The following is a 12843-nucleotide window of genomic DNA, read 5'->3' on the forward strand; positions in this document are numbered from 1 at the left end:
ATGAGGTAAAAAAATAAAATAAACCACCCCGCCAAAAGAGGGGAATGCAAAAAAGACAACTATATAGTTATGAAAAAAATAATATACCTATTAACTGGAGTTGCTACCTTTGGGTGGACGAAATATTTAAGACCTTATGCTGTAACTTTGAAAAATGGAAAGACAGAGAAGAATTTACAGTTTAGAATTTAAACTTAAAGCAGTAGAGTTAAGTAATGAGCGAGGTAGTTCTACTATTGTAGCGAGAGAATTAAACATTAGTTCTGACAATATTAAACGTTGGAAGAAAGAATATAATCAAGGTAAGCTAACAGGTAAAATAGTTTCAGTAAAAAGCAAAGAAGAACAAGAGCTTATTTTGTTGCGTAAAGAGTTAGCTGATGTTAAGATGGAGCGAGATATTTTAAAAAAGGCGGTCAGCATCTTTTCCAAGAGCGACAAGTGAAATTTGAATTTATTAAACAAAATAAATATCTTTTTACTGTTGAAAAGATGTGTCAAGTCTTTAAAATTAACAAAAGTAGTTACTATAAATGGTTGATTAGAGTTCCTTCCAAAAGAGCATTATATAATCAAATATTGTTGGAAGAAATAAAGCGAATATATTATTACAACAGAAAACGATATGGTAGTCCTAGAATAACCAAAGAACTGAAGATGCTTGGTTTTATAGCCTCCAAAGAATTGGTTAGAAAGCTAATGAAGAAAGAGTTTTTACAAAGTATTGTAAAAAGAAAATTCAAAGTAACAACAGATTCATCACATAAATATCCAGTGGTAGAGAATAATTTGAACCGAGAATTTACTGTTAGCAGAGAAAATCAAACTTGGGTATCAGATATAACATATGTCAGAACAGGTCAAGGTTGGCTATATTTAACTTCTGTAATTGATTTATTTGACAGAAAAGTGATTGGTTGGGCATTGAGTGCAACAATGAGCGCAAAAGACACAAATATTAAAGCTTTTAAAATGGCTTTAATTAATCGTCCAATCAAAAACAATCAATCTTTGATTTTTCACTCTGATAGAGGAATACAATACGCTTGTGAAGAATTTGTTTGTGAATTAAATAAACAAAAATCAATCATTAGAAGTATGTCAAGAAAAGGAAATTGTTGGGATAATGCAGTAGCAGAAAGTTTTTTCAAAACATTAAAAGTGGAGTTAATCTACCAAAACCGCTACCTAACAAGACAAGAAGCCGAGTTGTCAATTTTCGAATACATTGAAACATTTTATAATACAAACAGAAGGCATAAACAATTAAATAATTTAACTATTTTAGAGTATCAAAAATTAATCAATAACAATTTAAAAATGGCAGCTTAGGGTCGATTAAAATTTGTCCACTTTTTTCTAGGAATTCCATAGAGGTTATATGAGTATTAAATACAATACTGGAAGTAAAGATTTTTTTCCAAAAGTTGTAACTTTACTTTTTACTCACAAGAATGGGTATATATTTAAAAAAGATGGTGATGTATATAAGAATGATGTTTTAGCTAATTATTTAATAAACCTCTTTCAAATTAAAAAAGTTTATTCTAATGAAAAATGTAGATGATAGAAATGAAAACTAATACATTTATACTAATTCTATTTATATGGATTGTTCTTTTACTAAGTTCTTTTCTTGTTAAAAAAGAAAAGAAAAAACATGTTACAATTCTAAAAACGAATGGCTTTATAATTATTGGAGATAAGGTGTTTTATTCTGTAACTCTTATTAATATATTTTTTATACTTTTTTATATAATCTTTGGATATACTGAGTTAGATTTTAAATATTTCATTTTACATCTTTTAATATTTATTATTAGTACAATGAAATTTAAACCTAATTATTCAAAATCTTCCAATTTTGAGTAATAAAATAAAAAATCAAAACCACTCAATCTGAACATGTCCCAAAAAGAGTGGTTTTGTTGTTTTAAAGAAATAAACAACAAACTAAAGCCTTGATTTTTAAATAATACTCTTTTATAAATCTAAAGAATTAAGCTATTGTAATTTATCTTAAATATTTTTATTTCAATAACTCAGGAAAATGGGTTATCGCTTTTTTATATCTTGGGATAGAAACTCCTCTTACGTATCCTTGTTCTGGGTTATGTTTTACGTAATCTTGATGGTATTTTTCTGCAGGATAGAACTTTTTAAATGGTACTACTTCTACTGCTATTTTTTTAGTATATTTCCCTGATTGGTTTAATTTTGCTATATATTCTTGTGCCAATCTTTTTTGTTCTTGATTGTTATAGAAAATTATAGAACGATATTGTTTTCCTATATCATTTCCTTGTCCGTTAATTTGTGTAATATCTCCCGAATTAAAGTATACCTTTAATAATTGTTCATACGAAACTACAGAAGGGTCATAAATTACTTCTATAGATTCTGCATGAGACGTACTTCCGCTTCCTACTTCTTCATAAGTTGGATTTGTTTCTTCTCCTCCACTATAGCCTGATATTACATTTTTTACGCCTTTAATTGCTTCAAAAATATGTTCGGTACACCAAAAGCATCCTTGTGCAAAAACTACTTTTTCTACTTTTTGCTCTGGAACAAACTTTAAGGCTATTCCGTTCATACAATATCTTAGACCTGTGGGCTTTGGACCATCATTAAAAACGTGTCCTAAATGAGCATCACATCTGGCACAGCTTACTTCATCTCTTGTCATTCCTGCTGAATCATCTTTGCTAATTGCTATACTCTTTTTTGAATATGGTGCATAAAAGCTAGGCCAGCCTGTTCCTGAATTAAATTTTGTTTCTTTGCTGAAAAGTGGATTATTACAAGACACGCAAAGGAAAACACCTTTTTCCTTTATATCATTAAACTCATGTGTAAAAGGGCGTTCTGTTCCTTGTTCGCGAGTAATATAATACTGATCTGGTGTTAAAATTTCTTTCCATTGGGCATCTGTTTTAATTATTTTTTCTGTCCAATTTGTATCTACTTTTGTTGTATAAGTTACTATGGGAGTATTATTTACTACCCTTTTCTTTTTATCTGAATTTTGTGCACAGCCTATTATGCTAAATGCAACAATAAACGATATTCCTATTTTTTTTACTGTTTTCATTTTTAAGCTTTTAGATTTAAAATTTACACATTTTATATTAAACAAATTTAATTCAACTGTGTTCTTTGGATTGTTATTTAGCTTACAATTGTCTTTTTTTATCAAAAGATTAACACTATGTATATGTACAACAACTTAATATACGTAAAAACTACTCTTTTAGTTGATGATTTTAAAAAAACATTCATCTTGACATTGATACATTGATTGTTAGGTTAGACTCTAAATAGTTTACATCCAAGTTTAATCTATTTTAAAACAAGCAGTCCGTTATGTGTAAACTGGATTGTATTGACATAAAAAAAACAGCTAATAGCTGTTTTTTTATATCCTGTGATCTTATTTTATTCTTTTTTAGCGGATTTTATATACTTTTTACTGTTATTTATTTTAAAAGAATAAATCATTTTATCCATGGCTTCTTCATGATCTTCTTTTTTACTAAGTAATGTCCATGTCATTATTTGATAGTAATTTTCTATTCCGTTTACGTATGCAATTTCATAAAAGATATCATACTCTTCTAATTTTGCTTCGAATTTTACAATTTTTGTTTCTAAAGAGTTAATTAGTGTGTCTTTTTGTGTTTTATTCTTAACTCCAATTAAATTATTAAAATTTGTAGACATTAATTCAACATAACCTTTAAAGTCATTCGAATACATTTGATCTAATCCGTTGTCTTTTATGGCTTTTTCAACTTGCTTTTTGCTTTCATCAATTACGATAATATATAGTTCTTTTAAAAGGTTTTGATATTGCAAAGATGCTTCTTTATTTAAGTTTTCTGTTTTTGAAAGATTTGTAGGAATATCAACTGAATAATCTTTTACATTTATAGTCTCAAATGTATTTGAATTTTGACATGAAATAGCATAAAATGCTAATGCTATTAAAAGAAGTATCTTTCTCATTTATTTTTTTTAAAGAAGTTATATAAAATGCTAAAATATGGAATTTGATTTAAATTGAAGTTATAATTAGGTTTGAGTTCTCTTTAATTTTACACTTATTGATGATACCATGCAATAATAAGCTTGATAAAAACCCTTTTGCAAATTATAAATCAAAAGTTGAAGAAGCTGAACGAGTATATTTAACTGAAGATAAAATTCTAACAATACGGTAAACCAGTTTTTCTCTTTTTTTAATAAAACTGGATCCTAATATAGTTAGCTTTCCTAACTATATTTGTATCAGCAATAATGCTAATAATCAAAATAAATTAAATTATGAGTAAATCAATTTTTTATCATGCAGGTTGTCCAGTTTGTATAAGTGCTGAACATGATGTCATTGACCTAATTGGAAGAGACAATGTTGAAATTGTACATCTAGGAAACGATAAGGAAAGAATAGAGGAAGCACAGAATATTGGTGTAAAATCGGTACCTGCTTTAGTAACTCCAAAAGGAAATGTATTACATATTAATTTTGGAGCATCGATGGCAGATGTAATAGGTTAAATCTTATTATTTATAATAGCAATATTTTCACTTGTAAGTACACAAGCTCAAATTGAGAAACCATCTGTTTGCACTTATGGAACTTGAAATGTTTTAAAATTTCCTTTCATACTTGAAGAGTTGGAGACTATTATAGCAATCAATACTTCTTATAAATGAGAATGTTAAGTATTTAAAATGAGTCATAATAGATTAAAAGATCAGACAGATTAAATTTTAGATATTTGGTATGAATTTGTAGGTTCTACATCCTCAATTATTCTATTTTTTTTGGGAAATACTACATGAAAAAGACGAATTTTGATATAAGGCATGATTCTTAAATATTATGGATTACAAAAAGATTTATTGTTTATTTAATTAAAAATGAGAATAGCAGTTTGGGATGCATATGTAACTCATAAAGATGGTAAAGTAATGCATTTTGATATTTTATAGATGTAAATCAAAAGGATGTAAATATAATTTTAGAACATGGTAAGTCCTAATGATATTAAAAAACAAATTTTAATTAATGGGTATGCGATTATTGAAATGGAAAATTGCTATTAGATTAATTTTCAGTTAAGATTACTAACTTTGTAAACCGAAAGTGAGAAATTTACTTTCGGTTTACTATTTATAAGGCTATGGAAAGTATTTTTAATTTAGACAATCAAAATTCAAATCTTGACAGTAAAATTGTTGCAGGATTAGTCCGTGTTTCTCAAGTTTTTAAAACCTTGTTATTAGAAAAGTCAAAGGAATACCAATTAAGCCCAATTCAAATTCAACTACTTATTTTCATTGAATATCATGATAAAGATAAATCTACTATTAGTTATTTAGCGAAAGAATTTAATTTGTCAAAACCAACAATTAGCGATACCATTAAATTACTTGAAAAAAAACTTTATATAACAAAAACTTTTGACAAAAATGATTCTCGTAGTTACACGATTAATTTAACACCTACTGGGAAAATGATTGTTCTAGAAACTGAAAATTTTATAGATCCTTTGACCAAGATAATTAAAAATTCTGCTTTAAATAAAAAATTGATTTTGTGGGAAAGTATAACAAATATGATTAAACAGCTAAATGAATTAGAAATAATTAGTGTTCAAAGAACTTGTCTAAAATGTAAATTCTATTCTAAAAAAAATAATCAATCTTTTTGTAGTTTATTAAATCAAAATTTAAAAATAGAAGATATAAGAATTGATTGTTTAGACTTCGAATAATTTAAAACATTATAGATACGCTGAAATTGCTAAAATTCCTTGTTTAATTTGATCTTCTGTTAGTGAAGCGTAACCCAGTCTAAAACCAGAAACTGGTTTATCAAAGCTAAAATTTTCAGGTGTTAATATTTTAATCCCTTTTTTTAACAGTTGATCTGCAACAAAAATCACATCAACTTCTTTATTTGGTACAATCCAAAATGCCAATCCTCCTTCAGGTTTATTATAAATTGCTTTTCCTTTTAGATACATTTCACAAACACTCTCAAAATAATCACGTTTTGCTTTATAAATAATAGTAGTTCTTTTAAGGTGACGCTTTATTTCTCCATCATTAATTAATTGTAAGATTGCTTCTTCCATAATATTATCGCCTTGTACATCTATCATTTTTCTGTGCTTACCTACTTTTTTAACAATTTCTGAATTACTTATTAAATATCCTATTCTTAAAGCTGGTGCCACTATTTTACTTAAAGTTCCTATATAAATGTAATTTTTTGCTGTATCAAAACTTGATATTGGAAGAATAGGTCTTTGTCCAAAATGAAATTCATTATCATAATCGTCTTCAATAATTATAAAATTATATTGATTTGATAATTCGATTAGTTGTACTCTTCTTTTTAAACTCATGGTTACTGTAGTTGGGAATTGATGATGGGGTGTTACATATATTGCTTTTATCCGTTTCCCACTCTCTAAAAGAGCTATTACCTCTTCAATTATCAATCCATCACTATCTACATTAACAGGAAGTAATTTAGCTCCTGCATTTTTAAAAGTTTCCCAAGCAGGTTTATAACCTGGATTTTCTATAATTACAAAATCTCCGGAATTAAAAATAGCATAAGAGGCTAAATACATAGCCATCTGACTTCCACGAGTAATACAGATTTCGTCAGTTGTAATGTTCATCCCTCTCTTAAAGTTAAGCATATGAACAATTGCTTTTCTAAACTCAATATCACCAAATTCATTACTATACCCCATAATTTGCCAGCGAGATTTTCTATTAAAAATCTCTCGATAGGCTCTAGCTAGTTCTTTCATTGGTGCAAGTCTACTATCTGGCAATCCATCATCAAAATTTAAAATGGGATTACTAATTTCATATATTTTATTTGTCTCTTTAGTACTCGTTTTTATATATGCTTTTTTAGGTAAAATATCAGACACAAATGTGCCTTTTCTTTCAACTGAAATTAACCAACCTTCTGCAATGAGTACATCAATAGCTTCGATGACGGTATTTCTGTTTACATTTAATAGATTTGCTAACTTTCTTGTTCCTGGCAATGCAGATCCACTAACAAGCTTTCCTGTCTTAATTGCTTCAATTATTTCATCTGCTATTTGCAGATAAATTGATTTTTCTGAATTACTATTTAATGAAATTTTTAATTCCCAAGGACGCAACATCTGGACTATCTATTTAAGTTAAAACTGTACTATTTACACCCTCCAAATATATAATAAATTTGTAGAGCAATAATGCAATAATTAAAATTTATAAAAATGGAAACTAAAGAAAGCCAATTTAGCTCAAAAGATTTTCACAAAACTTTTGCAAGACCAACATTTGTTATGCCTAATAAGCTTATTCACAAAAATGTAGAACAAGCAGGTGAACACGATCAATTTTCAGCAGAGCGTAAACATCCTGTGTTTTTTATTGATCTTCCAAGTAAAAATGTAAGTATGACTGTTGGAGGTTTATTACCTAATCAATTAACTAATCGTCATAGACATACTTACGAAACAATGCTATATGTAATTGAAGGTCATGGATATACAGAAATTGAAGATACTAAAGTGGAATGGAAAGCTGGTGATGCGGTTTACATACCTAGTTGGGCGTGGCACAGACATAAAAATTTGAGTGATTCAGAAAATGCAAAATATTTAGCTTGTGAAAATGCACCTCAACTTCAAAATTTAGGTGTGGCTTTAAGAGAAGAAGAAGGTAGAGATATTTAAAAAAAATAAAATGAAGAACGTTCCGTTTAAAGGCGTTATAGCCTATCCAATCACACCATTTGATGAAAATGATAAAGTAGATATTAATTTGTATAAAGTTTTACTTGAAAAATTGATTGTCACTGGAGCACATGGGGTTGCTCCTTTAGGAAGCGCTGGAGTTATGCCATATTTATCTGATGCAGAAAAAGAAGAGATTACAGAGGCAACAATTAAACAAGTTGATGGTCGTATACCAGTTCTTGTTGGAGTTTCAAATTTAACTACAGCAAAAACTATTGAACATGCAATATTCGCAGAAAAAGCTGGTGCTGCTGCTGTAATGATTATACCAATGAGTTACTGGAAATTAACCGATGAGGAAATTATCCAACATTATGATGCAGTTGCTAGTAAAATTTCAATACCGATTATGGCATACAATAATCCTGCAACTGGTGGTGTTGATATGTCTCCAACTCTGCTTAAAAAACTACTCGAAATTCCTAACGTTACAATGATTAAAGAAAGTACTGGTGATGTACAAAGAATGCATTATTTAAAGAAAGAATTAGGGGATGAAGTTTCCTTTTATAATGGCTCTAACCCATTGGCTTTGGCAGCTTTTGCAGCAGGTGCAACTGGATGGTGTACTACAGCTCCAAATCTAATTCCTAAACTAAATGTTGATTTATATAATGCCATAGAAAATAATGATTTAGAGGAGGCACAAAAAATATTCTATAAGCAAGTGAATCTTTTAAAATTTATGGTTAATAAAGGATTACCAAGGGTTATAAAAGCAGGTCTAGAAATTCAGGGTAAATATGCAGGTTATCTACGAAGTCCTTTGAAAGCATTAAGTGATTCTGAAACCGAAGAGCTAAAGATGATTTTAAAAAATATTGAATAATTTTTTTAAAATCTTACTAAATGTTAAGTTTTTAAATAAGAAAGATTTCCTTTTACACTCAGAAATAATGTAGAAGGAAACTTTTTTAGTTCAAGCAACCAAGATATATATTAATTACAAATCAAAAAATACAATATCATTTAAAAAGTCTTTAACCTCAATTTATTATGTAGATTCTTTTTTGAGAAAAACAAAAAATTAAAATATTTTAAAGCAAACCAAGACTCTGTGTAAAGGATATTGCCAACACTTTGGGTATAATTATTAGTGTTATTATTTTAAAAGCATATTTTACTTATACTTAATAAAATTCAATTATATATGAATGTATATGACTTAATCATAACTGATAAGAAACAAATGGATTGGGATAATGTACTTATGGATGTACAAAATCGCGAGTCTATCAATCAACTCTTAAAAGAATATAAATATGCGGAGCAGCTAATATCCTTTGATTTGCCAATCAACAATAAAATTCTATTACACGGTAGTTCGGGTTGTGGAAAAACAACCACAGCAAAGGCTATTGCAAAAGCTTTAGGTAAAAATCTATATATACTTGATCTGAGTAATATCATATCATCAAGAATTGGTGAGACATCTCAAAATTTAAAAAAGGTTTTTGATAAGGTTAAATATGAGAATGCCGTTCTTTTTCTAGATGAGTTTGATCAAATCGGAAAAATGCGTGGTAAGGATGACAAGGATGTTGGTGAAATGAGGAGACTTGTAAATACTTTAATTCAGTTAATTGATTATTTTCCAGAGAAATCTGTGCTTATTGCGGCAACAAATCAATTGGAGATAATTGATAAAGCTGTAATCAGACGATTTCAATGCATAATAGAGTATCGAATGCCAAATAAAAAAGAGTTGGATAAATATTATGATCTCCTACTTCTAAGATTCCCTGATAATCTAAGGAAAGTTCAACGTAAATATAAGATTTCTTACGCAGAGGCAAAAGATTATACTTACACAATAATAAAATCAATTGTTATTAAAGAAATTGAAAATAATTACAAATTATGATAAATAATATGAAATAAAATTAATAGTGGAACTATATAAAAGATTCTTTGTTAGAATTAAAGATCAATAAAAAGTTGATACAAATTATCTATATACCTATTCTATAGTTTTCCACTATAAATATTCAAGCAAAAATGAATTATCAAAAACTCAATTGTTGTATTAAAATTATTTTATCATTTTGTTTTTTAATGTATTTACAAAAAGTACATTTCCTATTCCATTGTATTTGTTAAATTGATCAATGTTTTTTGTTTTAATGCTGCTTTCATGAAACCCTAAAATGGTTAAATCGGCTAATTTTGATGTTTCATTTATCAATTCCACTTTATCTACATTTTCATCAATTGGTAGTACGATGATATTATTAGGTGATATAGGTAAACGTCCTGTTGTTGTAAGTTGAATTAGACTTTCTTTTTCTTTATCTAAATTTGATTTGTCTACTGCTGCGAAAATTTTTATTTCTGCTTTTTTCCAATCGGGATGACCTAAGATGATGTAAGAAAGTAGAATCATTAAATTGGCATTTTCATAGTCTTCTTTTTTAATCCATACATGTATTTCGTTTCGATATCCAAAATTTCGATCTGAACTTCCTAAAATACATAAGTCGTAATTTGCTGAAGCGATTAAGTTATAGTTATCAATAACATCTGTTAGCCATTCTGTTGTGCCTTTTTTAAATTCAAACAGCATCATATTATTGTCATGTCCTGATATTCCTGGTTGTTGAATAGCTTGTACAATTGCATTTGTATTTGATGGGCTAATAATTGTTTCTAAAAACACATTTGATTTTGTATTATTAGCCATTTCTATTAGTTTATTTAATTTTTGATCTGCAATTTGTTTTGTTACTTTAGAAAAATAGCCTTGTTCAAAATGGATGTAGGTTCCAAAACCATATCGGTTTGAAATCCATTTCATCATATCAAATGCTGCTAGACGCTCAAAGCTATCTTTATTTAAACAAATAACACCTGGTCTCCAATAGTCATCTGAAATTTCTTTTTCGCTTTTTTGTAAAAATACCTGAAGGTTTCTATTAAATTGATGAATAACGCCTTGAAAAATATTGGCCATTCCTTTTTTATTTTCATTATTAAAAGTGATATAAAAGTAGATTCCGACCATTAGTAAAATAGAGGCTACTGCATAAACGGCATTAATTTTAAACATTAAATAAACACATAAAACAGCTCCTAATAGTGATAAGTACCATTTTGATTTAAATGAAGGTCTATAAGATGGGTCTGCTGCGAAGTGTTGCATAAATGATATTAAACACAAAGAGCCGTAGGTTACCATAAAGAACATGGAAATTACCTCAGCAACAGCATTTACATCGCCCATTAAAACAAAAGTAAGTGCAATTACACTTGTAATAATCGTTGCGTTTCTAGGTTCATTATTTTTGTCTGTTCCTTTTGAAACAAAATCGTTAACTTTTTTATTAGGAATAACGTTATCTGCTCCAATTGCTTGTAATGTTCTAGGTGCAACCATAAATGATCCTAACGCTGAAGAAATAGTAGCTGCTGCAAGCCCTAATGGAATAATAGGTCCCCATAGTGCTATTTTGCTCATGATAAGCTGATCTGTAATTAAATCTGTAGTTGATGCTGAATAAACTAATTTTAATGCTATAAAAACATAAATTATCATTCCAATTATTGTAGCTGCTAGTGTTCCCATAGGAATTGATTTTTTAGGATCTTTTAAATCTCCTGATAATCCAACTCCTGCTGTCATTCCTGTAAAGGCAGGAAATATAATGGCGAAAACAAAGAAAAATCCTTTTTCAGAGTCAATGTTTTTAAATAAAAGTGAACTGTCATAAGTGTTTGAAAAATCTGTAGAGCCTAGAAAAAACATTACAAGTGATATGAATAAAATGGCAACTACGACATAGAGTGCTTTCATTCCTAAATCGGCTCCTTTTGTAGTCATTAACCAAATTAATAATAATAAGGCTGGAATACTAAATAGTCTATTATCATAAATTTCATATCCAAATTCGTTTGCAATCCATGGTTTTATTGCTTCAAATGATTCTGCAAAAGCAATTATATAAAAGGCAACACTAATAGCTTGTGATAAATATAATGCGAGTCCTATGGAAGACCCTATATTGAGTCCGAATGATCGAGAAATAATAAAATATTCTCCTCCTCCTTCTACTTTTTGGTTTGTTGCAATTTCTGCCAATGCCATTGCAGTAGGAATTGTAACTAAATGTCCTATGATAATAATTAATAATGTACCTAAAAAGCCTACTTCTCCAACTGCATATCCAAAACGCAGAAACATAACTGCTCCTAAAATGGTTGAAATGGCTGTTAAAAAAACGGGTAAAGTCCCGAAATTTGCTTTTACGCTTTGTAATTTATTTTCCATAGTTACGTTATTATTCTTGCAATTTAAAAACAATAGTTTAAAATCTAAAACTTTATACACAAAAGACTTTAGATTAATCCTTTTTTCTTTTTTAAAGAGTTCTGCATTTCTTTTTTATTCAAAATTGTGTTTAATTATAACTTGTTGGGGGAAGTTATTTAAAACGTCAATGGTAGTGTTTTTTGTGCAGTAAAGTAGAACAAAATTTATCTATACGCTTCGTGCTTGAAGTGACCTGTATTGAAAGCCATTTTTAATGAAATTTAATTAATATTAGTCAATAATGTAAGAATCTATATTTTACTACACTTATTGCATTTTCCTGATATTAATCCATTGAAATTTTCTAATGTGTAATTTTTTGGTAACGAAATTGTAATTTCTTTCTTCAAACATTCTACTTTTCCGCATTCTAAACATCTAAAGTGTAAATGATTGTGTTTGTGCTGTTTTTCTGAGCAATCTAAACAGAGTGCAAAATATTGTTTTCCATCATCTGCTACAATTTTATGTACTATTCCATCATTACAAAATTGATTTAAAATGCGATATATAGTAGCTCTGTCTGTTTTTGTTGAGAGTTCGGATTGAATCATTTCATGATTTAATGCTGAACCTGAATCTTTTAAAATATCCAAAACATCTTGTTTTGATTTTGTGTTTCTTCTTTTCATAATCTATTAATGCGATTTTGTTGCAATAAATAAAATATCTTTATCTTTGTCTTTAATTAAAGATTAATAATACTCAACA

The 12843-nt window shown here is 28.4% G+C and carries 13 protein-coding genes; 8 read left to right on the plus strand and 5 right to left on the minus strand.

Annotation, left to right across the window (positions count from 1 at the left end; translation table 11 throughout):
* The first annotated feature begins 154 nt into the window (after nucleotides 1-154).
* Together SY27_RS07515 and SY27_RS07520 are read left to right on the plus strand one after the other, a co-directional pair.
* A protein-coding gene (locus SY27_RS07515) for an IS3 family transposase (RefSeq protein ID WP_235270929.1) occupies nucleotides 155-1332 on the plus strand; the annotation gives its coding sequence in 2 pieces (ribosomal slippage) (nucleotides 155-404 and nucleotides 404-1332; 1179 coding nt in all).
* A 49-nt stretch (nucleotides 1333-1381) separates the two neighbouring features.
* Nucleotides 1382-1567 carry a hypothetical protein gene (locus tag SY27_RS07520; RefSeq protein ID WP_045968800.1) on the plus strand — a complete coding sequence of 62 codons (186 nt, stop codon included), beginning with the start codon at nucleotides 1382-1384 and terminating at the stop codon, nucleotides 1565-1567.
* 462 nt (nucleotides 1568-2029) lie between these two features.
* On the opposite strand, the gene SY27_RS07530 is transcribed toward SY27_RS07520, so the two are convergent.
* Entirely contained in the window at nucleotides 2030-3094 is a 1065-nt protein-coding gene (locus tag SY27_RS07530) for a bifunctional methionine sulfoxide reductase B/A protein (protein ID WP_152640727.1), read from the minus strand.
* A 344-nt stretch (nucleotides 3095-3438) separates the two neighbouring features.
* Nucleotides 3439-4008, minus strand: a complete 570-nt coding sequence (locus tag SY27_RS07535) for a hypothetical protein (RefSeq protein ID WP_045968803.1) — start codon at nucleotides 4006-4008, stop codon at nucleotides 3439-3441.
* A gap of 318 nt (nucleotides 4009-4326) precedes the next feature.
* On the opposite strand from SY27_RS07535, the gene SY27_RS07540 reads away from it, so the two are divergent.
* From SY27_RS07540 to SY27_RS07545, 3 genes are all read left to right on the plus strand, one after another.
* Entirely contained in the window at nucleotides 4327-4560 is a 234-nt protein-coding gene (locus SY27_RS07540; protein ID WP_045968805.1) for a hypothetical protein, read from the plus strand.
* Nucleotides 4561-4926: 366 nt separating this feature from the next.
* Complete coding sequence (locus tag SY27_RS19075) at nucleotides 4927-4998, plus strand: DUF2024 family protein (RefSeq protein ID WP_235270941.1); 72 nt, start codon at nucleotides 4927-4929, stop codon at nucleotides 4996-4998.
* Nucleotides 4999-5189: 191 nt separating this feature from the next.
* A complete protein-coding gene (locus tag SY27_RS07545) occupies nucleotides 5190-5783 on the plus strand; it encodes a MarR family winged helix-turn-helix transcriptional regulator (protein WP_045968807.1) in 594 nt (197 codons plus the stop codon).
* Nucleotides 5784-5792: 9 nt separating this feature from the next.
* On the opposite strand, the gene SY27_RS07550 is transcribed toward SY27_RS07545, so the two are convergent.
* Nucleotides 5793-7205, minus strand: a complete 1413-nt coding sequence (locus SY27_RS07550; protein ID WP_045968809.1) for a PLP-dependent aminotransferase family protein — start codon at nucleotides 7203-7205, stop codon at nucleotides 5793-5795.
* A gap of 96 nt (nucleotides 7206-7301) precedes the next feature.
* Here SY27_RS07550 and SY27_RS07555 point away from each other — a divergent pair, with 96 nt between their 5' ends.
* The 3 genes from SY27_RS07555 to SY27_RS07565 all read left to right on the plus strand — a co-directional run bounded on the left by SY27_RS07555 (nucleotide 7302) and on the right by SY27_RS07565 (nucleotide 9690).
* Nucleotides 7302-7763 carry a cupin domain-containing protein gene (locus SY27_RS07555; RefSeq protein WP_045968811.1) on the plus strand — a complete coding sequence of 154 codons (462 nt, stop codon included), beginning with the start codon at nucleotides 7302-7304 and terminating at the stop codon, nucleotides 7761-7763.
* Between the two features lie 10 nt (nucleotides 7764-7773).
* On the plus strand, nucleotides 7774-8655 hold the full coding sequence (locus SY27_RS07560; RefSeq protein WP_045968813.1) for a dihydrodipicolinate synthase family protein: 882 nt from the start codon (nucleotides 7774-7776) through the stop codon (nucleotides 8653-8655).
* A gap of 321 nt (nucleotides 8656-8976) precedes the next feature.
* On the plus strand, nucleotides 8977-9690 hold the full coding sequence (locus SY27_RS07565) for an AAA family ATPase (RefSeq protein ID WP_045968815.1): 714 nt from the start codon (nucleotides 8977-8979) through the stop codon (nucleotides 9688-9690).
* Nucleotides 9691-9858: 168 nt separating this feature from the next.
* On the opposite strand, the gene SY27_RS07570 is transcribed toward SY27_RS07565, so the two are convergent.
* Both SY27_RS07570 and SY27_RS07575 read right to left on the minus strand, forming a co-directional pair.
* Complete coding sequence (locus SY27_RS07570) at nucleotides 9859-12090, minus strand: amino acid permease (protein WP_045968817.1); 2232 nt, start codon at nucleotides 12088-12090, stop codon at nucleotides 9859-9861.
* A gap of 293 nt (nucleotides 12091-12383) precedes the next feature.
* On the minus strand, nucleotides 12384-12764 hold the full coding sequence (locus SY27_RS07575; RefSeq protein ID WP_045968819.1) for a Fur family transcriptional regulator: 381 nt from the start codon (nucleotides 12762-12764) through the stop codon (nucleotides 12384-12386).
* Between the last annotated feature and the right edge of the window lie 79 nt (nucleotides 12765-12843).

It is taken from the genome of Flavobacterium sp. 316, assembly GCF_000967805.1.
Lineage (GTDB): Bacteria > Bacteroidota > Bacteroidia > Flavobacteriales > Flavobacteriaceae > Flavobacterium > Flavobacterium sediminilitoris.